Here is a 23,370-nt window from a genome sequence, read left to right as displayed (position 1 = left end):
AAGCCGGCGCCATCATTATATTTGCCAGCCCCCAATGTTGCGACAGATCTTGCATTAAGACGGTTCATAAGAGCCATTTTTAGTCCTTTCTTATACAAATTTGATCCACACATTCATCCTGCTTTTGACGTGCAAGCGAATGATTTTGATTGTTTCAACATAAACAGCTTTGAAATGAGAGAATCTTACGTTATTCGAGACTCTCATTCAACATACAAAACAATGAATTATCATTATAAATCAATGTCTTGTCATCTAGCTACCGTGGATCACGATGAAAATGGCAATGTGATCTATGCAACCGATGAAAATGGAAATCCTATAAGAGACAGTCATGGAAACCCACAGCTGCAATATCATTATTTAACGGATGAAAAACAACAGAATTTACAAAAAGGTTCTGATGGCAAGGTTCATGTCTCCTTTAATGGCATCTTTACTCCACCAGAGGAAGCCGCTGTTTATGTTGTTCAATATGCGAAGGATAAAAATGCACCGCTTTATTTTGTTGTGTTCCCAGAAGCCAATTCTGCTATCTCAGAACTTCTGGTCGCGGGCTATCAGAAGCTTCTGGAAGGCAGACTTTTTGGGGATTGACCAATTCAACACAAGAAGCAAAAGATCTAATGTCTCGCTATGGTAATACAGGATTGCATTTTGATGCCCATAGTTGTGGCAGTTTGACAGGCTTTAATTATGATGAATTCTTTCAAACAAGAAGGTGTAAATGGTATAGCTGGCAATACAACGATCAGTTTCCATGGACCAGCGGCTAATGTTTTAGTTGCATCCGGTCTGTTAGGTTATGTGAGTGATGGCAAACAAACCACTATTGGTTTTCAGGAAGATATTGTTGATTGTGATGACAACGATGCTGTTAAGCAGCGTATAGGATTGATCAATGGTTATTTGAAGTCAGTAGTGAAGGAAGGTTGGGTGGATATTACTGAAGGGAAGAGCCTTTTTGATGATTGTATAATAGAAAAATCTAATAGTGGTTTTGTAGATTATTGTTTACAAATTAAAGCAAATAACCTCTTTTTTTTATTTACATGAGAGAAGTAAAGGGGTTAGTTGGTTTTTTTGTTTTAAAGTCCTTACAGAAGTTCGCAGGCATAGAAGCAAAAATGGAATAATTTTTTTATTGGATGAGTCAGCAAATAATTTACATATTCACCCACAGAGGAAAATATTAAGCTCCTTACAAACTTTATCGAGCATAAAGGGCAATAAAGTAATTTATTCGACGCATTCCCCTTATCTTATTAACGACGATAATTTGGATAATTTGTTTACCGTACGTAATGAAGCAAATGATTTTGAAGCGCCTCGAATTGTTTGTGAAAGATTTCTGGAATTAACTACATCTACTGAAGAAACTGTGAGGGCTGTTGAGCCTATTGTTCAAAAAACATGGATTACACACCTTGGAACAGGAGCTGATTGGATTATAAAAAAATTTAATGGAGTTGCTGCTAATGCAAAGAAAGTAAATCACATTGCTGATTGCGTGAAACATATTATTGGTGGATAATTTTCTCAGTTTATGCCGTAAAGCTTATACTCTTACGAGTTTTATTTAAATGCTAACACCCTTTTGTAAAACTTTACGCAAACTTCGTATTGATCACTCCGAACGTCTCTTAGATATGGCTAAGAAATTAGACATATCTGTATCATTTTTATCTTCTGTAGAGATTAGCAAAAAATCTCTACCTATTGGCATGGAAGAAAAGATCATTGAACTCTATGATTTAGATCAAGAGGTAGCAGAAATTTTGAAAAGAGAATCGGATTCTTGTTGTAAAAGTTTCACTATAAAGTCTTCTGATACATTTAGATGTGAAGCTGTTGGTATGTTTGCTAGACTGATAAACATTATTTCACAAGAAGATTTAGAACTATTAAAAAATTGTTAGAGAAAGCTGGCAAAAAGAATGCGCTTTGTAAAGGAAAGAGTAAAAACCATATTCCCCTAACTTTATTTAGGCATCCCTTAATCTTTAAAAAATATATGAAGAATCAATAACTGAATAGGAATATAAAGCTATATGGTGGGCGATGAGAGACTCGAACTCCCGACATCCTCGGTGTAAACGAGGCGCTCTACCAGCTGAGCTAATCGCCCAATGCAATGATCAGCAATTGAATGGAAACTCTTTAAGGAAAAATTTTTCTAAACGCAAGAATAAAGATAGGATTTGATAATTTTTTTTAAAAATGCATAATCCTTCTTGACATAAACGCATGAACCCCTTACACGACCGCTTGTACCCAATTAAATTGGTTCGAAAAAAAATGCGCGGGTGTAGCTCAGTTGGTTAGAGTGCTGGCCTGTCACGCCGGAGGTCGCGGGTTCGAGCCCCGTCACTCGCGCCATTTCGTGATTCCTTATAAAATTTCCTTTTTAAAATATCCATATGCTATGAGTAATGTGGTGGAGTGTTTGATTGGGGAATAAATATTTTCTTTCTTTTTATATGGTTTATAAGAATAGGGCTTGCGTCTTTCTTTGCTCTGCGTTACCTATGCCGATAAGAAAAGTATCGCTCTGTATGCCTTTGAAGCAGTATGAATAGAGTTAATAGAGCGATTGTTAAATTTGTCTGTTTGGTCACGCAATATTGAATCATTGTGTTAAACTCAGGCATTTCGTTACGATGGAAGAGGGTTATGGCTTATTTATTGAGCTCTTATTTGCCAGTCTTAATTTTCATTATTGTGTCAGCGGTTATTGCTGGAGTTTTGTTGATTACACCTTATATTGTAGCATATCGTTCCCCCGATCCTGAAAAATTATCGGCTTATGAATGTGGGTTTAATTCATTTAGTGATGCACGCATGAAATTTGATATTCGTTTCTATTTGGTATCAATTTTATTTATTATTTTTGATCTTGAAGTTGCATTTCTTTTTCCTTGGGCTGTTTCATTCGAATCAATAGGTATGTTTGGCTTTTGGTCGATGATTGTGTTTTTAGCGATTTTGACTATTGGATTTATATATGAATGGAAAAAAGGAGCCCTTGAATGGAATTAAGATCTAATAATTCAACGATTGAGGCTCCAAAACCAAAAGGAATCATTGATCCAAATACTGGTGGGCTGATAGGATCTGACGATGAGTTTTTTCGTGATATCAATGCTGAATTGTCAGATAAGGGTTTTTTAGTTACCTCGGCAGATGCTTTGATTACTTGGGCACGTACCGGTTCTTTAATGTGGATGAGTTTTGGTTTGGCTTGTTGTGCTATCGAAATGATGCAATGTTCAATGCCTCATTATGATAATGAGCGTTTTGGATATGCACCACGAGCTTCACCCCGCCAGTCAGATGTGATGGTGGTGGCAGGTACTCTAACAAATAAGATGGCTCCTGCTTTAAGAAAAGTGTACGATCAGATGCCAGAGCCACGTTATGTGATTTCTATGGGATCATGTGCAAACGGTGGGGGATATTATCATTATTCCTATTCAGTAGTGCGGGGATGTGATCGTATCGTGCCTGTCGATATATATGTCCCAGGGTGTCCACCTACAGCAGAGGCATTATTATACGGCATATTGTTGCTACAGAAAAAAATCCGTCGTACCGGATCCATAGAGCGATAGAGAGTTTTCTTGTCATGGTGGATGAAACATTGGTTGAGCTTGCTGCTTATTTGGAAAACAAATTAAAAAATAAGCTTGAAGAGACTGTTCTTGCTTTTGGTGAATTGACCATTGTGGCACGTCTTGATGCAATTATCGATGTTTTAATGTTTGTTCGTGATGATTCTTGCTGTCAATTTATTAATCTTACAGACATTAGTGGTGTGGATTATCCTTCTCGCGATAAGCGCTTTGATGTTTCTTACCAATTGTTATCTCCTCGTGAGAATTTACGCTTACGTGTAAAAGTTCGTACAGATGAAAATACTCCTGTTGCTTCAGCTTGCACGGTTTATCCTGGCGCAGAGTGGTATGAACGTGAAACGTATGATATGTATGGGATTTTATTTTCAGGACATCCGGATTTGAGGCGGATTTTAACAGATTATGGGTTTGAAGGATATCCTTTACGCAAAGACTTTCCTGTGACAGGATTTGTTGAATGCCGTTATGATAATGAAGCAAAGAGGGTGATTTATGAGCCTGTTGTTTTTCGCCAAGAGATGCGTAATTTTGATTTTCTTTCTCCTTGGGAAGGAGGAGGACAGTATACTTTGCCATGTGATGGGAAAGCAGATGAAAAAAAATAATATTGGTTTTGATAAGGCATTATATTAGAGTACTGTATTTCTTAAATAATTAAATATTTTTTAGCGTGATAGATTTTTTGATATTTGATATGAAGTTTTTTAAAAAGCAAGGGGTTGATTGTGGCTGAGGTCAATGTTCGAAACTTTAATATCAATTTTGGTCCGCAGCACCCTGCCGCGCATGGGGTTTTGCGCATGGTTCTGGAGCTGGACGGTGAAGTTGTTGAGCGTGTAGATCCACATATTGGGTTGTTGCATCGCGGTACTGAAAAATTAATGGAAACAAAGACTTATCTCCAAGCTGGTCCTTATTTAGATCGTTTGGATTATGTTGCTCCTATGAATCAGGAACATGCTTTTGTTCTTGCTATTGAAAAGTTATTAGATATAAAAGTTCCTAAAAGAGGGCAATTAATACGTGTTTTGTTTTCTGAAATTGGGCGTATTCTTAATCATTTGCTTAATGTAACGACACAGGCAATGGATGTTGGTGCTTTAACACCACCGCTTTGGGGATTTGAGCAACGTGAAAGATTGATGATTTTTTATGAGCGTGCCTGTGGTGCTCGTCTTCATGCAAATTATTTTCGTCCTGGTGGCGTGCATCAAGATTTACCAGAATCTTTAGTTGAGGATATTGATGATTTTATTGATCCATTTCTTGTTTCTCTCGGAAAACTTGATGCGCTTGTGACCCCAAATCGGATTTTTAAGCAGCGTAATGTGGATATTGGCGTTGTAAGTATTGATGAAGCTTGGGCACGCGGTTTTTCTGGGGTTATGATTCGTGGAGCTGGTGTTCCATGGGATTTGCGTAAAAGTCAGCCTTATGAATGTTACGATGAAATGGAATTCGATATTCCTATAGGTAAAAATAGCGATTGTTATGATCGCTATCTTATTCGTATGGAAGAAATGCGTCAATCAGCGAAAATTATGCGCCAATGTGTGGAGCGTTTACTGAGTACTGAAAAAAATGGACCGGTTTCGAGCTTGGATCGCAAAATTGTACCACCGACGCGGAGTGAAATGAAAAGCTCGATGGAAGCACTGATTCATCACTTTAAACTCTATACGGAAGGTTTTCATACACCTCCTGGAGAAGTATATGTTGCTGTGGAAGCTCCGAAGGGTGAGTTTGGTGTTTATCTTGTTTCTGATGGAACCAATAAGCCTTATCGTGTCAAGTTGCGTGCTCCTGGGTTTGCTCATCTCCAAGCTATGGATTTTTTAACCAGAGGTCATATGTTAGCAGATGCTACAGCTATTTTGGGTTCGATTGATATTGTTTTTGGGGAGGTTGATCGCTAATGTCCGTACGCCGTCTTGCAGATGATGTTTATCAGCCTGCGGAGTTTTCTTTTACAAAAGAAAATCAGATATGGGTAAAAAATACCATAAAAAAATATCCTGCAGGGCGTCAGCAGTCTGCTGTAATTCCATTATTAATGCGTGCTCAAGAGCAAGATGGTTGGGTGACACGTGCTGCAATTGAACATATTGCTCAGATTCTTTCCATGGCTTATATCCGTGTCTTAGAAGTTGCGACTTTTTATACTCAGTTTCAGCTTAAGCCTGTTGGAACAAAAGCGCATATTCAAGTTTGTGGTACAACGCCTTGTATGTTACGTGGTTCTGATGAATTGATTAAAGTTTGTCAGAAAAAAATTCATCATGAACCTTTTGCGACCAATCAGGATGGAACCTTATCATGGGAAGAGGTAGAGTGTCTTGGTGCTTGTGTGAATGCTCCGATGGTTATGATTTTTAAAGATACTTATGAAGATCTTACAGCTGAACGCCTTGAAGAAATTATTGATGCATTTGAAGCAGGGAAGGGTTCTGAGATAGCGGTTGGTCCGCAAAATAGTCGTAAATCGTCGGAACCGATTAGTGGTTTAACTTCTCTTATTGATGATGAGAAAGAAAAAAAGATCTCTCAAGTCTTCACCAAAAAAGGATAAGGAAAGAATGGGGAACATAATTAAGTATTTTTCTTGAGAAAATATTTTATTATTCTACCCATGATGGCAACATTTAACGAAAAGTAAGAAGTCTTGAAAATATATTTAAAAATTGCATTTGAGGAAAAGCGGAAAATGCTATGGGTAATAGAAAAAAAGGTGGGGTATGCTAGCTGATAAAGATCGTATCTTCACCAATATTTATGGTTTAAAAGACAAATCATTAAAGGCTGCGATGTTGCGTGGGCATTGGAATGGTCTGAAAGAAATGATTGACAAAGGTCGTGATTGGATCATTGATGAAGTGAAGGCATCGGGTTTACGCGGTCGTGGTGGTGCTGGTTTTCCTACTGGAATGAAGTGGTCCTTTATGCCAAAGCAGAGTGATGGGCGTCCTCATTATTTGGTTGTCAATGCCGATGAATCTGAACCTGGAACTTGTAAAGACCGTGATATTTTACGTCATGACCCCCATACTTTGATTGAAGGATGTGCAATCGCTACTTTTGCTATGGGAGCCAATGTTGCTTTTATTTATATTCGTGGTGAATATATTCGTGAACGTGAAGCGCTTCAAGCTGCCGTTGATGAATGCTATGATGCGGGTTTACTTGGTAAAAAAACGAAATATGGGCATGCTTGTGATATTGTTATTCATCATGGAGCTGGTGCTTATATTTGTGGTGAAGAAACGGCTCTTCTTGAAAGTCTTGAGGGGAAAAAGGGACAACCTCGGCTTAAACCGCCATTTCCTGCCAATATGGGGATTTATGGCTGTCCAACAATAGTAAATAATGTAGAGTCTATTGCCGTTGTTCCAACGATTTTGCGGCGGGGGGCTTCGTGGTTTTCATCAATCGGACGAGCAAATAATGTTGGAACGAAATTATTTATGGTTTCAGGGCATGTTAATGCACCTTGTACATTTGAAGACGCTCTTGGTGTTTCATTCCGTGAATTAATTGAAAAACATACGAGTGGTGTTCGTGGTGGATGGAATAATCTTTTAGCAGTTATTCCAGGGGGGGCTTCTTGTCCAGTCGTTCGTGGTGAGGATATGATCGATGCGATCATGGATTTTGATGGGATGCGAGATGTCGGGTCTTCTTTTGGCACAGGGGGAATGATTGTTATGGATAAATCAACCGATATTATCAAGGCAATTTGGCGTATAGCTGCTTTTTTCAAGCACGAGAGTTGTGGTCAGTGTACACCGTGTCGTGAGGGGACGGGATGGATGATGCGTCTTTTAGGGCGTATGGTTGAGGGAAGAGCGCAAAAACGCGAGATTGATCTTTTGTTTGAAGTGTCTAAACAGGTTGAAGGACACACTATTTGTGCGCTTGGTGATGCTGCCGCATGGCCTGTACAGGGGTTGATACGTAATTTTCGTCCGGAAATCGAGCGTAGAATTGATGAATACACGCGAAATGTAGTCCAAAGCAAAAATATTGCTTTAGAAGCGGTTTAATAAAGGATTTTGTTTTAAGAGCAACCGAATGCAAATTTTAAGTGGGTTATCTGCAGGTTGGATGGGTGATGATAAATATCAAAGTTGATGGCAAAGAGATTGAAGTTCCTGATTACTACACGTTGCTTCAGGCTGCTGAGGCGGCTGGGGTAGAAATTCCACGTTTTTGTTTTCATGAATCTTTGTCAATTGCTGGAAATTGTCGTATGTGTTTAGTTGAGGTTAAAGGTGGTCCTCCAAAACCTCAGGCTTCTTGTGCTATGGGGGTTCGTGATTTACGATTAGGGACTAACGGTGAGGTACCTGAGATTTTTACCAATACGGAGATGGTAAAAAAAGCACGTGAAGGTGTTATGGAATTTCTTCTCATTAATCATCCTTTGGATTGTCCAGTGTGTGATCAAGGGGGAGAGTGTGATCTTCAAGATCAAGCAATGCTTTATGGACGAGATTGTTCTCGTTATACAGAAAATAAACGTGCTGTAGAAGATAAATATATTGGACCTCTTGTCAAAACTGTTATGACACGATGTATTCATTGTACACGGTGTGTTCGTTTTACAACGGAAGTTGCAGGTATTTCTGAGCTTGGTTTGATCGGTCGTGGTGAAGATGCTGAAATTACGACGTATCTTGAAAAAGCTATGACATCTGAATTACAGGGAAATGTTATTGATCTTTGTCCAGTGGGAGCTTTAACTTCAAAACCTTATGCGTTTCATGCCCGTCCATGGGAATTGGTAAAAACGGAATCGATTGATGTGATGGATGCGCTTGGTAGTGCTATCCGTATTGATAGCCGCGGCCGTGAAGTTATGCGGATTATGCCGCGTACAAATGAAGATGTAAATGAGGAATGGATCTCTGATAAAACGCGTTTTATTTGGGATGGATTACGGACTCAGCGGCTTGATAAGCCATATGTACGCAAAGATGGAAAGCTTCAACCTGTCAGTTGGACAGAAGCTTTTGCAAAAATCAAAATGGTAATCTCTAAAATTTTTCCAGAAAAAATTGGAGCCATTGCGGGGGATCTTGCTTCTGTTGAAGAAATGTATGCCCTTAAAGCATTATTGAGCTCTTTGGGCTCAACGCTTTTTGATTGTCGTCAAAGAGGGGGGGCTTTATCGCCAGAGTTTGGGCGCTCGAGTTATATTTTTAATCCTACAATTGTAGGTATTGAACAGGCTGATGCACTGCTTATTGTGGGATCTAATCCACGTCATGAAGCAGCTGTTTTAAATGCGCGTATTTTAAAGCGCCAACGGATGGGCAATTTTCCTATTGCATTAATTGGAGAGAAAGTCGATTTACGTTATCCTTATTCTTACCTTGGATCTGGGAGTGATACATTAACGACACTTATTCGTGGAGAGGATGTTTTTTTTAATGTCTTAAAAGAAGCGAAGAGGCCCCTTATTCTTATCGGAGAGGGAGCGGTTTCAGGAAATGAAGGTTTATCTGTTTTAAAAAGTCTTGCTAAATTAGCTGATAATATTGGTGCTCTTAGTGAGACATGGAATGGGTTTGGGGTTCTTCATAATGCAGCATCAATTGTTGGAGGGTTGGACATAGGCTTTACTTCTAAGCTTGGGGTTGCAAATATACTTAAAACCTGTGAAGTTCTATTTTTGCTTGGTGCTGATGAACTAGAATTAGCCAATACAAAAGCTTTTACAGTTTATATTGGGAGCCATGGTGATAATGGTGCACATGCTGCTGACGTTATTTTGCCTGCATCTGCTTACACTGAAAAATCAGGGCTTTATGTGAATACAGAAGGACGTGTTCAAATGACAAATCGGGCTGGTTTTGCTCCAGGTGAAGCAAAAGAAGATTGGGCTATTTTGCGTGCTTTATCGGATATTTTAGGACAAAAGCTCCCTTTTGATTCTCTCTCTCAATTAAGGCAATGCTTGTTTAACGATTATCCACACCTTTGTGCTGTTGATGATATAGTGCCTTCTGATATAAGTGGTCTTAAGGCGCTTGGTTCAAAAATGGTTTCTCTCGAGAGTCAAGCATTTACTTCTATGGTTAAAGATTTTTATTTAACAAATCCGATAGCACGTGCTTCTGCTGTTATGGCTGAATGTTCATCTCTTGCAAAAAACCATGCTACACAAACAGTAAAGTAAGGGCAAAGGAAAAGGAATAATGATGTATGATTTCTTTATGACTTGGCTGTTTCCATTACTCATTATAATCGGAAAAACACTTCTTCTTTTGGTCGTTCTTTTGGTCTTAGTTGCTTATCTTCTTTATGCAGATAGAAAAATTTGGGCAGCGGTACAATTGCGTCGTGGACCAAACGTTGTTGGACCATGGGGTTTGTTACAGTCTTTTGCAGATTTAATTAAATTTGTTGTTAAGGAGCCTATTATCCCTGCAGGTGCAAATAAGGGTGTTTTTCTTTTAGCTCCTTTTGTTTCAGCGACACTTGCTTTATCAACTTGGGCTGTTATTCCTGTCAATGAGGGTTGGGAGGTTGCAAAGATTAATGTTGGCTTGCTTTATATTTTAGCCATTTCATCTCTTGAAGTTTATGGTGTTATTATGGGGGGATGGGCATCAAATTCAAAATATCCTTTCTTAGGAGCTCTTCGTTCGGCGGCACAAATGGTTTCTTATGAAGTTTCCATTGGTTTTGTGCTTGTGACTGTCATTTTAATAAGTGGTTCGTTGGATCTCACAACAATTGTTCATAAACAAAGTTCTGGAATTGGTACAACTCTTGGTCTTCCTTTTAACAGCTTTCTCGATTGGAATTGGTTGGTCCTTTTTCCAATGTTTATTATATTTTTTATTTCTGCGCTCGCAGAGACAAACCGTCCTCCATTCGATTTGGTGGAAGCAGAATCTGAACTTGTTGCTGGTCATATGGTTGAATATTCTTCAACGCCTTACATGCTCTTTTTTCTTGGTGAATATGTTGCGATTGTTTTAATGTGCGCATTAACAACTATTCTATTTTTAGGCGGTTGGCTGCCTCCTTTAGATGTTTGGTGGCTTAATTGGGTTCCTGGTATCATTTGGTTTGTTTTAAAAGTCTGTTTTGTATTTTTTTGGTTTGCTATGGTCAAAGCATTTGTTCCACGTTATCGCTATGATCAGCTTATGCGGCTTGGTTGGAAGGTTTTTCTTCCTCTCTCACTAGCAATGGTTGTGATAACTGCTGCTTTTTTAAAGTTTACGGATTTCGTTTAAGAGGAGATGTTACGATGTCAGGTTTTATTCAGGCGGCAAAATCACTTCTTCTATTGGAATTTGTGAGTGCTTTTTTCTTAGCTATGCGTCAATTTTTTTCACCAAAACCCACGATTAATTATCCTTATGAAAAAGGTTTTGTATCTCAGCGTTTTCGCGGTGAGCATGCATTGCGTCGCTATCCAAATGGTGAAGAACGGTGTATTGCTTGTAAATTATGTGAAGCGATTTGTCCTGCTCAAGCGATTACAATTGAAGCTGGGCCACGGCGCAATGATGGTACACGTAGAACTATCCGTTATGATATAGACATGGTTAAATGTATTTACTGTGGTTTTTGTCAAGAAGCCTGTCCGGTTGAGGCTATTGTCGAAGGTCCAAATTTTGAGTTTGCGACGGAAACACGTGAAGAACTTTATTATGATAAAGAAAAACTTTTATTGAATGGAGATCGATGGGAGCGAGAAATTGCTCGAAATATATTGATGGATGCGCCTTATCGTTAAGTGTATCGTTAAATGAGGTGTCGGATATTTTTCCGATAAATTGTAATCTGGTATGAAGTTTATACCAATTGTTTGAATAATTAAGGAGAAGCCTATGCTAACAGATCTAGCGGCGGCATTTTTCTATTTGTTTGCTTTTATTATGCTAACAAGTGCAGTTATTGTTATTACAGCACGCAATCCAGTGCATTCTGTTTTGTTTTTAATCCTCGCATTTTTTAATGCAGCAGCTTTGTTTTTACTTGCAGGAGCAGAGTTTTTAGGGCTTATTCTGCTTGTTGTGTATGTTGGAGCTGTCGCTGTTTTATTTTTATTTGTCGTTATGATGCTTGACGTTGATTTTGCTGAGTTAAAGAGTGTAACTCTTCGGTATGCTCCTATTGGAGCTCTTATTGGTGTTATTATCGCTGTAGAATTGATTGTTGTTTTTATGAGTAGCTATTTTTCTCCAGTCTTGAGAACGCATGTTACGCAACCAATGCCAGATTTAGCGCAGCGAACAAATACACAAGCATTAGGTGATATTCTCTATACGGATTATGTTTTCTATTTTCAAATTGCTGGAATGATTTTATTGGTTGCAATGATTGGAGCTATTGTTTTAACACTTCGTCATAAATTAGGAGTAAAGCGGCAATCTATTGCGGAGCAAGTTTCTAGAACGGTAGAAAGTGCCATTGAAATCAAACAAGTTGAATCAGGCAAAGGTATGTAAGGGGGGCTATGCAGATGTATATTGATATTACACATTATCTCACTGTTTCTGCTTTAATGTTTACAATTGGTATTGCTGGAATTTTTCTCAACAGAAAAAATGTGATTATTATCTTGATGTCCATTGAGCTTATATTGCTTTCAGTTAATCTCAATTTTGTTGCATTTTCAGCATTTCTTCATGATCTCGTTGGTCAGGTATTCGCTTTATTTGTCTTAACCGTAGCAGCTGCTGAAGCTGCCATTGGTTTAGCAATTCTGGTCGTTTTTTTCCGTAATCGTGGTTCCATTGCGGTTGAAGATGTTAATGTAATGAAAGGCTAACCAGTGATGTATTATACGATTGTCTTTCTTCCGCTTTTGGGTTTTTTAATTGCTGCACTAGGTGGAAAAACGATAGGAGATCGTGCGAGTGAATTGATAACATGTAGCTTTATGGTTGTTGTTGCCATATTATCGTGGATAGTATTTTTCAGTACTGCACTTGGTCATATTCCAGCGATTGATGTATTGGTATTACATTGGATGACTGTTGGTGACTTAAGCTTTAATTGGGCTTTACATGTTGATGCATTAACAGCTGTCATGCTTATTGTTGTGAATAGTGTTTCGGCATTAGTGCATATTTATTCAATTGGTTATATGCACCATGACCCTTCAAGGTCTCGTTTTTTTTCTTATCTTTCTTTGTTTACATTTATGATGCTTATGTTGGTCACATCCAATAATTTGATTCAGATGTTTTTTGGATGGGAAGGTGTCGGACTTGCTTCTTATTTACTCATTGGTTTTTGGTTTCAGCGCGATTCTGCTAATAAGGCCGCAATGAAAGCTTTTGTAGTTAACCGTGTTGGAGACTTTGGTTTTCTCTTAGGAATCTTTAGTATTTTTGTTTTGTTCCAATCGGTTGATTTTGCCTCTATTTTTGCAAAAGCTGCCGACAAGAGCTTTATACAAAATATGACATTTTTAGATTGGCAATTTGATGGGCAGACGGCAATTACCATTACATGTCTTTTATTATTTATTGGTGCGATGGGAAAATCCGCACAATTTCTTTTACATACTTGGCTGCCTGATGCAATGGAAGGGCCAACCCCTGTATCAGCGCTTATTCATGCCGCTACAATGGTAACGGCTGGTGTTTTTATGATTGCGCGTATGTCGCCAATTTTTGAACTTTCTTCAACTGCTTTGACCGTGATTATTATTGTTGGTGCAACAACAGCGTTTTTTGCAGCAACTGTGGGGTTGGTGCAGAATGATATTAAGCGTGTTATTGCTTATTCTACATGCTCTCAACTTGGTTATATGTTTGTGGCATTAGGTGTTGGAGCTTATGGCGCTGCTGTCTTTCATCTTTTTACGCATGCTTTTTTTAAAGCCTTATTGTTTCTTGGTGCAGGTTCTGTGATTCATGCTGTGTCTGATGAACAAGATATGCGAAAAATGGGTGGGTTACGCAAACATATAAAGATCACCTATTGGATGATGATGGTCGGGACCATTGCCTTGACCGGAGTTGGAATTCCAGGAACACTTTTCGGGACTGCAGGTTTTTTCTCAAAAGATGCGATTATAGAGTCTGCTTTTGCATCTTATAATATTGCTTCAGGATATGCTTTTTATCTTCTTGTTTTTGCTGCCTTTTTAACAAGTTTCTATTCATGGCGACTTATCTTTATGACATTCCATGGTAAACCACGGGCAACAGTTGATGTGATGCATCATGTTCATGAATCGCCTCCAGTTATGTTGATTCCACTCTTTCTTTTATCTATTGGAGCAATATTTTCTGGTGTCGTTTTCCAACCTTACTTTTTTGGTGACTTGTATAATGCTTTTTGGAAGGGAGCATTGTTTACAAGCAGCCATAATCATATTCTTCATGATGCTCACCATGTTTTTAATTGGGTAAAATGGTCGCCTTTTATAGCAATGATTCTTGGGTTTATGTTGGCTTATTTATTTTATATTGTGGCTCCCTCTCTTCCCAAGAAAATGGCGCGTATTATGCCAGGAGTGTATCACTTTCTTTACCAAAAGTGGTATTTCGATCAATTATATAACTTTTTATTTGTTCGTCCTACCTTTAGAATTGGTTCTTTTCTTTGGAAAGTGGGAGACGGTAAGATTATTGATGGTCTAGGTCCCAATGGTATTGCAGCGCGTGTTGTTGATATTACAAATAGAGTTGTTCGAATGCAAACAGGCTATCTTTACCACTATGCATTTGCAATGCTTATCGGCGTTGCATTGCTCATTACATGGATGATGATCGGGGGCGTAAACTAATGACCGATTGGCCTATTCTTTCTACGGTTACATTTTTGCCGCTTGTTGGTGTTCTTCTGATTTTGTTTATCAAAGATGATAGTGAAGTAGCACGCCATAATATACGTAATGTCGCATTTTTTACGACTCTATTTGTTTTTATTATTTCTTTAATTATTTGGATAGGATTTGATTCTAGCAACCAAAATTTTCAAATGGTTGAAAAATCCAGTTGGTTAGGGGGTGGTATTAGCTATCATATGGGGGTCGATGGTATTTCTATTCTTTTTGTTGTTCTCTCGGCTTTTCTTTTGCCTTTCTGTATTTTAGCAAGTTGGGAGAATGTTAAAGAGAGATTAAAAGCATATATGATTGCGTTTCTTCTTCTAGAAGTTGCGATTATTGGTGTTTTTTGTGCTCTTGATGCAATGCTATTCTATGTTTTTTTTGAAGGCAGCCTCATTCCAATGTTTATCATTATAGGTGTATGGGGAGGAGCACGTCGTGTTTATGCAAGTATAAAGTTTTTCTTATATACTCTACTTGGTTCAGTGCTTATGCTGGTTGCTCTTATGGTTATGTATTGGGAGGCTGGGACACTTGATATACCAACTTTACTCAATTATCAGTTTCCTGCTCATATGCAAATATGGTTATGGCTTGCATTTTTTGCTTCTTTCGCAGTTAAAATGCCAATGTGGCCAGTTCATACATGGCTCCCTGATGCTCACGTAGAAGCACCGACAGCGGGTTCTGTTATTTTAGCTGGTGTCTTACTTAAATTAGGTGGGTATGGTTTTCTTCGTTTTTCTTTGCCTATGTTTCCTATCGCTTCAGCAGATTTTGCGCCTTTTGTTTTCACATTATCGCTTATCGCTATTATTTATACATCACTGGTTGCACTTGTTCAAAGTGACATCAAAAAACTTATTGCATATTCCTCAATAGCGCATATGGGATATGTAACGATGGGTATTTTTGCTGCGAATGAACAGGGGATACAAGGGGCTATTTATCAGATGCTATCCCATGGAATTGTTTCAGCAGCATTGTTTCTTTGTGTTGGGGTTATCTATGATCGCTTGCATACACGTGAAATTTCAGCGTTTGGTGGTTTAGTGAATAATATGCCTAAATATGCTGTTGTTTTCTTAATTTTCACCATGGCAAATGTTGGTTTGCCTGGAAGCTCAGGATTTTTGGGTGAATTTTTAACCTTAATAGGTGTTTTTCAAGTAAATAAATTGGTTGTTGTTTTAGCAACAACAGGTGTTATCTTATCGGCAGCCTATGCCCTTTATCTTTATCGGCGTGTGGTTTTTGGTTCCTTGGATAAAGAGAATTTAAAAGTATTAATAGATCTTTCTTTAAGAGAAAAATTCCTCCTTTATCCAATGGTTATTCTTACAATATTCTTTGGTATCTATCCAACGCCTATTCTTAAGGCAACGGCGTTTTCTGTAGAAACCCTCATCAATAAACTGCACTAGATAAGGGAAGAATGCACATGCAAACTGAAATAATAGCGCAATTAGTCTTAATTCTTCCAGAGCTTTTAATTACATTAGGAGCTGTCGTGCTGCTTATGATTGGTGTTTATTCCAATACACGTGCTTCTTTAACAGTGACAGGTTTAGCCATAGCACTTCTTGTGGCAACCATTATTATTCTTATAATTTTTCCGAAAAATGGTTCATTTCAAACCAATGCGCTCGTTATCGATTCCTTTAGTCGTTATATGAAAATTTTAATGCTTATTGGTGCACTCTTTTCTCTTATCATGTCTGTTGGTTTTGCCAATGCACAAAAGTTTAATATATTTGAGTTTCCAGTACTTGTTCTTTTAGCAACCCTTGGAATGATGTTTATGATTTCAGCGGGTAATATGCTGTCGCTTTATATGGGGTTAGAGCTGCAATCTTTAGCTTTATATGTTTTAGCAGCGATTAATCGTAATAATGTAAAATCTTCTGAAGCCGGTATAAAATACTTTGTTTTAGGAGCATTATCTTCAGGGTTGCTTCTTTATGGTATTTCTTTGCTTTATGGTTTTACCGGTCAAATTGGTTTTCACGAAATTGCTCTTGCTTTAAAAGATAAAAATGTACAATTGGGGGTTATTTTTGGAATTGTCTTTATTTTAGCTGGTTTGGCTTTCAAAATTTCTGCTGTTCCGTTTCATATGTGGACACCTGATGTTTATGAAGGAGCGCCCACACCGATTACAGCATTTTTTGCTGGTGCCCCTAAAGTTGCTGCAATGGCTTTAATCATCCGTATTATTGTGGTGACCTTTATTCCCCTAGGGCGTGTTGATAACGTGATGCCTGCATGGCAACAAATTTTGGTGTTCATGGCGATTGCATCAATGATACTGGGTGCTTTTGCTGCAATCGGTCAGAATAATATTAAGCGCTTAATGGCTTATTCGTCGATCAGTCATATGGGTTATGCACTTGTTGGTTTATCTGCTGGAGATATGCTTGGGATAAAAAGCGTTATCCTTTATATGACTATTTATCTTGGAATGACGATTGGTTCATTTGCCTTTATTCTTGGAATGCGCTCTCAGAATGGAAATGTTGAAAATATTTATGATCTTTCAGGGTTAGCAAAGACGAATCCGTTTATGGCTGTTGTGATGACAATACAGCTTTTTTCTTTAGCAAGCATACCTCCTATGGCTGGTTTTTTTGGAAAGTGGTATACATTTTCTGCTGCTGTCCACGCTGGACTTACGCCACTTGCTGTCGTTGGGATGATAGCGTCTGTTGTTGGGGCTTTTTACTATTTGCGAGTCATTAAAATTATGTGGTTTGATGATGCAAAAGCGCATTTTGTTGCTTTATCGAAAGAGCTTCAATTTTGTCTTGGTCTTTCTGTATTCTTTATTTTATTTTACGCGCTTTTTGGAGTTTGGTTCGCTGAGCTAGCAGAAAAAGCAGCAACAGTATTGTTTTAATGAATATGGTTTATACTTTATCAGATTTTGCACAAAAACAGGGATACACTATTGAAGCGTACGATAGTGTTGATTCAACAAATCTCATTGCGCAACGAAAAGCGCTAACTGGTCATCAAGGTAATCTTTGGATTGTTGCACAAGAACAATCACAGGGAAGAGCAAGAAGAGGGAGGACTTGGTCTAGTCCAAAAGGGAACCTTTATTCTAGTCTTTTATTAATTGATGATATTGTTCATCAAACTGCAGCTCAACTTGGTTTTGTTGCTGGAGTAAGTGTGGCAGAGGCAATAAAACAATTGATAAAAGAGGAAAAGCAGACAAACAATATTGTGAGCTTAAAATGGCCAAACGATATTTTGCTCAGAGGAGAAAAAAGCTCTGGAGTTTTGCTTGAGATTTTTAAATTGTCATCACAACAATATGCCTTGGTTATTGGTATTGGAATAAATGTGAAATATAATTATGAAGATGCACCCTATTCCACTTCAAGCTTAAAGAATATCGGTTTGCGTATTGATGCAGAACAATTATTTACGGTTTTGACGGAGTGTTTTTCTAAAAATTACCTTCTTTGGAAACAACCAAAAGGATGTGAAATAATCCGAAAAAAATGGCTTTTATATTCCGCTCATCTTGGGAAACATGTCAAAGTGGTGAATGATGAAAAAGTCATTGAGGGTGTTTTTGATGGTCTTGATAGTGATTTTAACTGCATCATAAAGCAAAAAAATGGTCAGACAGCCATTATAACAGCTGGAGATGTTCATTTTGGTTCGGCTGCTTCTATTAATGCAGGTCGTTATTAAAAAATTATTTTATCATCAGATACCTTAATGATTTGGGAGATGTTTATGGTTGCAGCCAATAGATGTGAATTTGTTTTTTTACCTCTGGGAGGTGTAGGTGAAATAGGGATGAATTTAGCTGCTTACGGATTTGGTCCCCAAAATCTTCGTGAATGGCTGCTGGTTGATATGGGGATTAGTTTTGCTGGTTCTGAATTACCAGGTGTCGATCTTGTTTTGCCTGATATTCGTTTTCTAGAAAGTGAAAAACATAATATACGGGGTCTTGTTTTAACACATGCACATGAAGATCATTATGGGGCCGTTCTTGATTTATGTCCAAAGTTACAAGTGCCGATTTACTGTACGCCTTTTACGGCAGGATTATTGGAAACTAAAAAACAATTAGATTTTGAATCTCAAAAAATTTTACTCAATATTTTTCAAGCTGGTGATTGTTTTCAGGTAGGTTCCTTTGCTATAGAGGCTATAGCCGTTAACCATTCAATACCAGAATCTGTATCTTTAGCAATTACAACTTCTTTGGGGACTGTGATTCATACTGGTGATTGGAAAATTGATCATACTCCTTCACTCGGGGCTGTAACCGATGAAAAAAGATTTCGTGCTTTAGGCAAAAAAGGTGTTTTAGCATTACTTTGTGATTCCACAAATGCATGTCGGGATGGTATTTCTCCTTCAGAACAGCAAGTTCAAGCCAGTCTTTCAGAGATTATTTCCAAAGCTGAAGGGCGCGTTGCGATAGCAACTTTTTCTTCTAATATTGGTCGGATACGTTCTATTGCTCTTGCAGCTGAAGCTGCTGGACGTAAAGTGCTTGTCATTGGGCGTTCCCTTAAGCGAAGTATTATGGTTGCACAAGAGCTTGGTTATATGAATGGTTTAGCACCATTTGTAACGGAAGATGATTATGGCTACATCTCGCGAAAAGATCTTGTTTTAATTGTCACAGGGAGCCAAGGTGAGCCATGTGCTGCTTTAGCTAAACTGTCACGTGATGGAATGAAAAGTATTGCACTTTCCGCTGGTGATACCGTTATTTATTCATCACGAAGTATTCCAGGAAACGAAAAAGCGATTATTGAGGTACAAAATTGTTTCATTGATTTGGGTATTAAAATTATTACGAATGAAGATGCACTTGTTCATGTTTCAGGTCATCCCCGTCGTTCAGAACTTTTACAGATGTATGATTGGATAAAGCCACAAATACTTGTCCCTGTACATGGGGAAGCAATGCATCTTAATGCTCAGGCAACTTTAGCACGTCAAGCGGGTATTAAAACTGTTATGGATATCAGAAATGGCCATATGTTACGTCTTGCACCAGAGTCTGTGAAGGTTGTTGATCAAGTTCCTGTTGGCCGCATCTATAAGGATGGTTGCCTAATTGGAGATGAAGATGAATTAGGAATTCGTGAACGCCGCAAACTAAGTTATGCTGGTCATGTTACTATTTCTCTCCATATAAATAGTAAGCATGAATTATTAGGGGATATAGGTCTAACAACATTCGGTTTACCTGAAAGTAATGGAAAGGGGGAAAGTTTAAAAGATATTCTTTTAGATATCGTAGAAAATACAGTTTATAATATCCCACGCATGAAACAGAAAAATAATGAACTTATTCGAGAGGCAACACGACGTGCAGTGAGAGCGGCTGTTCATGAAATTTGGCAAAAAAAACCTATCTGTACAGTTTTTTTACATCGGTCAAAATAAAAAAACTTTCCTATTACGTTATTTAAAAAGAGAAGAGCATTTTTATTTTATTGCTAAATAAGAAAAATAGAGAATAAAGCACAATAAATTTTTAAATGATAAGATCGTTATATTTGCAAGTATTCAGAATGCGGCTATAGATGAATAGAGGGTGTGATAAATTGTTCCGATATGATAGGTCTGATTAGGAGTTAATTATTTCAATGCGTCTTTCTCAATATTTCCTTCCACTTTTAAAAGAGAATCCTAAAGAAGCAGAAATTGTTTCTCATCGCTTCATGTTGCGCGCTGGAATGATTCGACAACAAACATCAGGGATTTATTCTTGGCTTCCTTTGGGAAAAAAAGTGCTTGATAAAGTTTGTAAAATTATTCGTGAAGAGCAAGAACGTGCGGGTGCAATAGAAATATTGATGCCTACAATTCAGTCTGCTGATCTTTGGCGTGAAAGCGGTCGTTATGATGATTATGGTTTGGAAATGCTCCGCATTAAAGATCGTCAAAAGCGTGATTTACTTTATGGTCCAACCAATGAAGAGATGGTAACAGATATTTTTCGCTCTTATGTTCGTTCTTATAAAGATCTTCCGCTTAATTTATATCATATTCAATGGAAATTTCGTGATGAAATTCGTCCACGTTTTGGTGTGATGCGAGCACGAGAATTTTTAATGAAAGATGCTTATTCTTTTGATCTTGATTATGAAGGCTCTGAAACATCTTATAATCGTATGTTTGTTGCTTATTTACGCACTTTTTCTCGCCTTGGCTTAAAAGCAATTCCTATGCGTGCAGATACAGGTCCAATAGGGGGGAAACTCAGTCATGAATTTATCATTTTAGCTGAAACAGGAGAGAGTGCTATCTTCTGTGATAAACAATTTCTTGAACTTACCGTTCCTGATAGTTCAATTGATTTTAGTGATAAAGCTGTTTTAGATGATATTGTTAAGCAATGGACATCTTTTTATGCAGCAACGGAAGAAATGCATAATGAAGAGGAGTGGGCTAAAGTTTCTGATCATAATCGTCTTTCAGCGCGTGGTATTGAAGTAGGGCATATTTTCCACTTTGGTACTAAATATTCCGCTCCAATGGGAGCAAAAGTTATGGGACAAGATGGAAAAGAGCATGTGGTCTCTATGGGATCTTATGGTATTGGGCCTTCGCGTCTTGTTGCGTCCGCTATTGAGGCTTCTCATGATGAAAATGGTATTATTTGGCCAAAGTCAATGGCACCGTTTGATTTTGGGATTATCAATATGAAGCCCGATGATGAAAAATGCACACAGGCATGTGAGTTTCTCTATCAGGGATTAAAGAAGGTTGGTTTTGATCCGTTATTAGATGATAGAAATGAACGCCCTGGATCAAAATTTGCAACAATGGATTTGATTGGTTTGCCAACGCAAATCATTGTTGGTCCTAACAGCATTGCACAAAATGAAGTTGAAATTAAAGATCGAAAAACAGGAATAAAAAAATCTCTAAAGGTTGAAGATGTGCTCAGCCAACTTTCTATAATTTAATAGGAAATATTATGAAGAGGCTGAAAAACAAATGCTTTTCATCTTATGAGTGGATGATCGCTTTTCGTTATATGATTCCCAATAAAAAACATGTCGTTGCATCTGTTATTTCAATTATTTCTCTTATTGGGATTATGTTGGGCGTATTTGCTCTGGTTGTTGTTATGGCGGTGATGAATGGCTTTCGTACAGAACTTCTCAATCGTATTCTTGGTATGAATGGGCATCTTATTATTCAAACAGTTGATTCTGGTTTTTCTGATTATAAGACTCTTATTTCTTCTTTAGAAACTACAAATGGTGTGAAGTTTGCTTTACCTGTTATTGAAGGTCAAGCGCTTGTTCAAGGTGAAGTTCAAGGTGGCTCTGGCGCGTTAGTTCGTGGTATGCGCAAACAAGATCTAGAAAAGCTTAAAACAGTCTCTCAAAACATTAAATTAGGATCGATTTCTCGGTTTGATCAAGAAGAAGGTGTTGCAATTGGAAGTGGCTTAGCAGAAAAATTAGGACTGACAGTTGGAAGAGATATTCGTATTATTACTCCAGATGGTGATGAGACTCCTTTTGGCGTTACCCCACGTGTGAAAGCTTATAAAGTCGTTGCTATTTTTGAAGTTGGTATGTCTGAATATGATTCAATATTTATCTTTATGCCTCTCCATGAAGCACAAATGTTTTTTAATTTGGGAGATAAGGTTCAGTCTTTAGAATTATTTCTAAATGATCCTGATGCTGTTGATCAAATAAAACCTGTTGTAGAAAAAGCAGTTGATCAACAGGTCTATTTAATTGATTGGCGTACACGCAATCAGGCTTTTTTTTCAGCCTTACAGATTGAACGAAATGTTATGTTTTTCATTCTTTCTCTGATCGTTCTTGTTGCTGCTTTAAATATTATTTCAGGGCTGATTATGCTTGTAAAAGATAAAAGTCATGATATTGCAATTTTACGCACGATGGGGGCTCAACAGAGTGCGATTTTGCGTATATTTATCATTACAGGAATGATGATTGGTTTTATTGGAACTATATTGGGTTTAGTTTTAGGTGTTATCGCGACTGCGAATATTAATCATATCCAAGATTTTATATCTTGGTTATTTAATGTCGACGTTTTTAATCCTCAACTTTATTTTTTAACAAAATTGCCTGCACAAATTGAGTGGAAACAGACCGTCTTGGTTGCTATGATGGCTTTATTCTTGTCGTTTCTTGCTGCTCTCATTCCGGCATGGCGTGCTGCTAAGCTAGATCCCGTACAAGCTTTGAGGTATGAATAATGACAGCTATTTTAGAGCTTGTAGAGATTGAAAGACACTTTTTCGAGAGTCATAAGCCTCTCATTGTTTTAGATAAAGCCAATTTTATTCTTAATCGTGGAGAGCTTGTCGCACTTGTTGCACCATCTGGTGCTGGAAAATCAACACTTCTTCATATTGCTGGATTATTAGAAAAACCAACAGCTGGTGATGTGATGTTACGGGGTGTTTCTTGTGCAAAGCGCTCTGATAGTGAGCGAACAGCTATAAGACGAAATGATATTGGTTTTGTTTATCAATTTCATCATTTACTTCCAGAGTTTACGGCGTTAGAAAATGTCATGATACCGCAAATGATAGCAGGATTAAAAAAATCCATAGCAGAAGATCGTGCGCGCAAATTATTAACGTATCTGCGTATTTCTCATCGTGCGAACCATCGTCCCTCAGAGTTATCGGGAGGAGAACAACAACGTGTTGCTATTGCACGTGCAGTAGCAAATGGCCCTTCGGTTCTTTTGGCTGATGAACCTACAGGAAATCTTGATCCAGTAACTTCAGCTTATGTCTTTCAAGCTTTATCTATCCTTGTTCGTCAGTCTGGTCTTTCTGCTCTTATTGCAACACATAATTACGCTTTGGCTAAGCAAATGCATCGTCGAATTACACTTAAAGAACAAAAGATTATAGAACTTCCTTAAAGCAAGGTACAA

General features: G+C 37.9%; 21 protein-coding genes, 2 tRNA genes and 2 pseudogenes. 24 read left to right on the top strand and 1 reads right to left on the bottom strand.

The features are described from left to right. The first annotated feature begins 174 nt into the window (after window positions 1–174). From ACFIL2_RS01990 to ACFIL2_RS01975, 4 genes and pseudogenes are all read left to right on the top strand, one after another. Complete coding sequence (locus ACFIL2_RS01990) at window positions 175–597, top strand: hypothetical protein (protein WP_375680307.1); 423 nt, start codon at window positions 175–177, stop codon at window positions 595–597. 99 nt (window positions 598–696) lie between these two features. After that, a complete protein-coding gene (locus ACFIL2_RS01985; protein WP_375680306.1) occupies window positions 697–1,056 on the top strand; it encodes a hypothetical protein in 360 nt (119 codons plus the stop codon). Then, window positions 1,007–1,534: an AAA family ATPase gene (locus tag ACFIL2_RS01980; RefSeq protein WP_375680308.1), complete on the top strand. Its 528-nt coding sequence runs from the start codon at window positions 1,007–1,009 to the stop codon at window positions 1,532–1,534. The genes ACFIL2_RS01985 and ACFIL2_RS01980 overlap by 50 nt, the downstream gene beginning before the upstream one ends. 49 nt (window positions 1,535–1,583) lie before the next feature. After that, a pseudogene (locus ACFIL2_RS01975) lies at window positions 1,584–2,029 on the top strand (XRE family transcriptional regulator). Window positions 2,030–2,052: 23 nt separating this feature from the next. Here the strand turns inward: ACFIL2_RS01975 and ACFIL2_RS01970 are convergent. Then, window positions 2,053–2,128: transfer RNA gene (locus tag ACFIL2_RS01970), tRNA-Val, on the bottom strand. Between the two features lie 174 nt (window positions 2,129–2,302). Here ACFIL2_RS01970 and ACFIL2_RS01965 point away from each other — a divergent pair. From ACFIL2_RS01965 to ACFIL2_RS01870, 20 genes and pseudogenes are all read left to right on the top strand, one after another. Next, window positions 2,303–2,379: transfer RNA gene (locus ACFIL2_RS01965), tRNA-Asp, on the top strand. A 294-nt stretch (window positions 2,380–2,673) separates the two neighbouring features. Then, window positions 2,674–3,039 carry an NADH-quinone oxidoreductase subunit A gene (locus ACFIL2_RS01960; RefSeq protein WP_005773599.1) on the top strand — a complete coding sequence of 122 codons (366 nt, stop codon included), beginning with the start codon at window positions 2,674–2,676 and terminating at the stop codon, window positions 3,037–3,039. After that, the gene (locus ACFIL2_RS01955) at window positions 3,030–3,611 is read left to right on the top strand and encodes a NuoB/complex I 20 kDa subunit family protein (protein WP_375634040.1); all 582 of its coding nucleotides are present in this window, start codon (window positions 3,030–3,032) and stop codon (window positions 3,609–3,611) included. The genes ACFIL2_RS01960 and ACFIL2_RS01955 overlap by 10 nt, the downstream gene beginning before the upstream one ends. A gap of 14 nt (window positions 3,612–3,625) precedes the next feature. Further along, window positions 3,626–4,240, top strand: coding sequence for an NADH-quinone oxidoreductase subunit C (locus ACFIL2_RS01950; protein ID WP_375634042.1), 615 nt, complete (start codon window positions 3,626–3,628; stop codon window positions 4,238–4,240). Window positions 4,241–4,360: 120 nt separating this feature from the next. Next, complete coding sequence (locus ACFIL2_RS01945) at window positions 4,361–5,551, top strand: NADH-quinone oxidoreductase subunit D (RefSeq protein ID WP_375680305.1); 1,191 nt, start codon at window positions 4,361–4,363, stop codon at window positions 5,549–5,551. Further along, window positions 5,551–6,241: pseudogene (gene nuoE / locus ACFIL2_RS01940) on the top strand (NADH-quinone oxidoreductase subunit NuoE). The gene ACFIL2_RS01945 and the pseudogene nuoE overlap by 1 nt, the downstream one beginning before the upstream one ends. A 129-nt stretch (window positions 6,242–6,370) precedes the next feature. Further along, on the top strand, window positions 6,371–7,675 hold the full coding sequence (gene nuoF, locus ACFIL2_RS01935; RefSeq protein WP_375680304.1) for an NADH-quinone oxidoreductase subunit NuoF: 1,305 nt from the start codon (window positions 6,371–6,373) through the stop codon (window positions 7,673–7,675). Window positions 7,676–7,743: 68 nt separating this feature from the next. Continuing rightward, on the top strand, window positions 7,744–9,813 hold the full coding sequence (gene nuoG / locus ACFIL2_RS01930) for an NADH-quinone oxidoreductase subunit NuoG (RefSeq protein WP_375634045.1): 2,070 nt from the start codon (window positions 7,744–7,746) through the stop codon (window positions 9,811–9,813). A 22-nt stretch (window positions 9,814–9,835) separates the two neighbouring features. Further along, window positions 9,836–10,882: an NADH-quinone oxidoreductase subunit NuoH gene (nuoH, locus tag ACFIL2_RS01925; RefSeq protein WP_375634682.1), complete on the top strand. Its 1,047-nt coding sequence runs from the start codon at window positions 9,836–9,838 to the stop codon at window positions 10,880–10,882. A 14-nt stretch (window positions 10,883–10,896) separates the two neighbouring features. Continuing rightward, a complete protein-coding gene (nuoI, locus tag ACFIL2_RS01920; protein ID WP_375634047.1) occupies window positions 10,897–11,388 on the top strand; it encodes an NADH-quinone oxidoreductase subunit NuoI in 492 nt (163 codons plus the stop codon). A gap of 94 nt (window positions 11,389–11,482) precedes the next feature. Then, window positions 11,483–12,103: an NADH-quinone oxidoreductase subunit J gene (locus ACFIL2_RS01915; protein ID WP_375680303.1), complete on the top strand. Its 621-nt coding sequence runs from the start codon at window positions 11,483–11,485 to the stop codon at window positions 12,101–12,103. 14 nt (window positions 12,104–12,117) lie between these two features. Further along, window positions 12,118–12,426, top strand: coding sequence for an NADH-quinone oxidoreductase subunit NuoK (nuoK, locus tag ACFIL2_RS01910; RefSeq protein ID WP_273791275.1), 309 nt, complete (start codon window positions 12,118–12,120; stop codon window positions 12,424–12,426). A gap of 6 nt (window positions 12,427–12,432) precedes the next feature. Then, window positions 12,433–14,397, top strand: a complete 1,965-nt coding sequence (gene nuoL / locus ACFIL2_RS01905) for an NADH-quinone oxidoreductase subunit L (RefSeq protein WP_375680302.1) — start codon at window positions 12,433–12,435, stop codon at window positions 14,395–14,397. Further along, entirely contained in the window at window positions 14,397–15,866 is a 1,470-nt protein-coding gene (locus ACFIL2_RS01900) for an NADH-quinone oxidoreductase subunit M (RefSeq protein ID WP_273791287.1), read from the top strand. Before nuoL ends, ACFIL2_RS01900 begins: the two co-directional genes overlap by 1 nt. A 17-nt stretch (window positions 15,867–15,883) precedes the next feature. Then, entirely contained in the window at window positions 15,884–17,338 is a 1,455-nt protein-coding gene (nuoN, locus tag ACFIL2_RS01895; RefSeq protein ID WP_375634053.1) for an NADH-quinone oxidoreductase subunit NuoN, read from the top strand. Further along, the gene (locus ACFIL2_RS01890; RefSeq protein WP_375634054.1) at window positions 17,338–18,147 is read left to right on the top strand and encodes a biotin--[acetyl-CoA-carboxylase] ligase; all 810 of its coding nucleotides are present in this window, start codon (window positions 17,338–17,340) and stop codon (window positions 18,145–18,147) included. Before nuoN ends, ACFIL2_RS01890 begins: the two co-directional genes overlap by 1 nt. A gap of 45 nt (window positions 18,148–18,192) precedes the next feature. Then, a complete protein-coding gene (locus ACFIL2_RS01885) occupies window positions 18,193–19,869 on the top strand; it encodes a ribonuclease J (protein WP_375680301.1) in 1,677 nt (558 codons plus the stop codon). A 203-nt stretch (window positions 19,870–20,072) separates the two neighbouring features. After that, window positions 20,073–21,398, top strand: coding sequence for a proline--tRNA ligase (proS, locus tag ACFIL2_RS01880; RefSeq protein ID WP_375680300.1), 1,326 nt, complete (start codon window positions 20,073–20,075; stop codon window positions 21,396–21,398). A gap of 11 nt (window positions 21,399–21,409) precedes the next feature. Beyond that, the gene (locus tag ACFIL2_RS01875; RefSeq protein ID WP_375634060.1) at window positions 21,410–22,678 is read left to right on the top strand and encodes a lipoprotein-releasing ABC transporter permease subunit; all 1,269 of its coding nucleotides are present in this window, start codon (window positions 21,410–21,412) and stop codon (window positions 22,676–22,678) included. Further along, window positions 22,678–23,358: an ABC transporter ATP-binding protein gene (locus tag ACFIL2_RS01870; RefSeq protein ID WP_375621231.1), complete on the top strand. Its 681-nt coding sequence runs from the start codon at window positions 22,678–22,680 to the stop codon at window positions 23,356–23,358. The genes ACFIL2_RS01875 and ACFIL2_RS01870 overlap by 1 nt, the downstream gene beginning before the upstream one ends. Window positions 23,359–23,370: the final 12 nt, after the last annotated feature.

The organism is Bartonella sp. AP30XZML, assembly GCF_042195945.1.
GTDB lineage: Bacteria > Pseudomonadota > Alphaproteobacteria > Rhizobiales > Rhizobiaceae > Bartonella.
The sequence above is the reverse complement of the archived record's forward strand: the minus strand, read 5'-3'. Positions and strand labels throughout refer to the sequence as shown.

What these genes read in the sequence shown, in the direction of transcription:
- ACFIL2_RS01990 (WP_375680307.1), top strand. Translation starts at nt 175, where the DNA reads ATGAGAGAATCTTACGTTATTCGAGACTCTCATTCAACATACAAAACA.
- ACFIL2_RS01985 (WP_375680306.1), top strand. Translation starts at nt 697, where the DNA reads ATGATGAATTCTTTCAAACAAGAAGGTGTAAATGGTATAGCTGGCAAT.
- ACFIL2_RS01960 (WP_005773599.1), top strand. Translation starts at nt 2,674, where the DNA reads ATGGCTTATTTATTGAGCTCTTATTTGCCAGTCTTAATTTTCATTATT.
- ACFIL2_RS01955 (WP_375634040.1), top strand. Translation starts at nt 3,030, where the DNA reads ATGGAATTAAGATCTAATAATTCAACGATTGAGGCTCCAAAACCAAAA.
- ACFIL2_RS01950 (WP_375634042.1), top strand. Translation starts at nt 3,626, where the DNA reads ATGGTGGATGAAACATTGGTTGAGCTTGCTGCTTATTTGGAAAACAAA.
- nuoF (WP_375680304.1), top strand. Translation starts at nt 6,371, where the DNA reads ATGCTAGCTGATAAAGATCGTATCTTCACCAATATTTATGGTTTAAAA.
- nuoG (WP_375634045.1), top strand. Translation starts at nt 7,744, where the DNA reads ATGATAAATATCAAAGTTGATGGCAAAGAGATTGAAGTTCCTGATTAC.
- nuoH (WP_375634682.1), top strand. Translation starts at nt 9,836, where the DNA reads ATGTATGATTTCTTTATGACTTGGCTGTTTCCATTACTCATTATAATC.
- nuoI (WP_375634047.1), top strand. Translation starts at nt 10,897, where the DNA reads ATGTCAGGTTTTATTCAGGCGGCAAAATCACTTCTTCTATTGGAATTT.
- ACFIL2_RS01915 (WP_375680303.1), top strand. Translation starts at nt 11,483, where the DNA reads ATGCTAACAGATCTAGCGGCGGCATTTTTCTATTTGTTTGCTTTTATT.
- nuoK (WP_273791275.1), top strand. Translation starts at nt 12,118, where the DNA reads ATGTATATTGATATTACACATTATCTCACTGTTTCTGCTTTAATGTTT.
- nuoL (WP_375680302.1), top strand. Translation starts at nt 12,433, where the DNA reads ATGTATTATACGATTGTCTTTCTTCCGCTTTTGGGTTTTTTAATTGCT.
- ACFIL2_RS01900 (WP_273791287.1), top strand. Translation starts at nt 14,397, where the DNA reads ATGACCGATTGGCCTATTCTTTCTACGGTTACATTTTTGCCGCTTGTT.
- nuoN (WP_375634053.1), top strand. Translation starts at nt 15,884, where the DNA reads ATGCAAACTGAAATAATAGCGCAATTAGTCTTAATTCTTCCAGAGCTT.
- ACFIL2_RS01890 (WP_375634054.1), top strand. Translation starts at nt 17,338, where the DNA reads ATGAATATGGTTTATACTTTATCAGATTTTGCACAAAAACAGGGATAC.
- ACFIL2_RS01885 (WP_375680301.1), top strand. Translation starts at nt 18,193, where the DNA reads ATGGTTGCAGCCAATAGATGTGAATTTGTTTTTTTACCTCTGGGAGGT.
- proS (WP_375680300.1), top strand. Translation starts at nt 20,073, where the DNA reads ATGCGTCTTTCTCAATATTTCCTTCCACTTTTAAAAGAGAATCCTAAA.
- ACFIL2_RS01875 (WP_375634060.1), top strand. Translation starts at nt 21,410, where the DNA reads ATGAAGAGGCTGAAAAACAAATGCTTTTCATCTTATGAGTGGATGATC.
- ACFIL2_RS01870 (WP_375621231.1), top strand. Translation starts at nt 22,678, where the DNA reads ATGACAGCTATTTTAGAGCTTGTAGAGATTGAAAGACACTTTTTCGAG.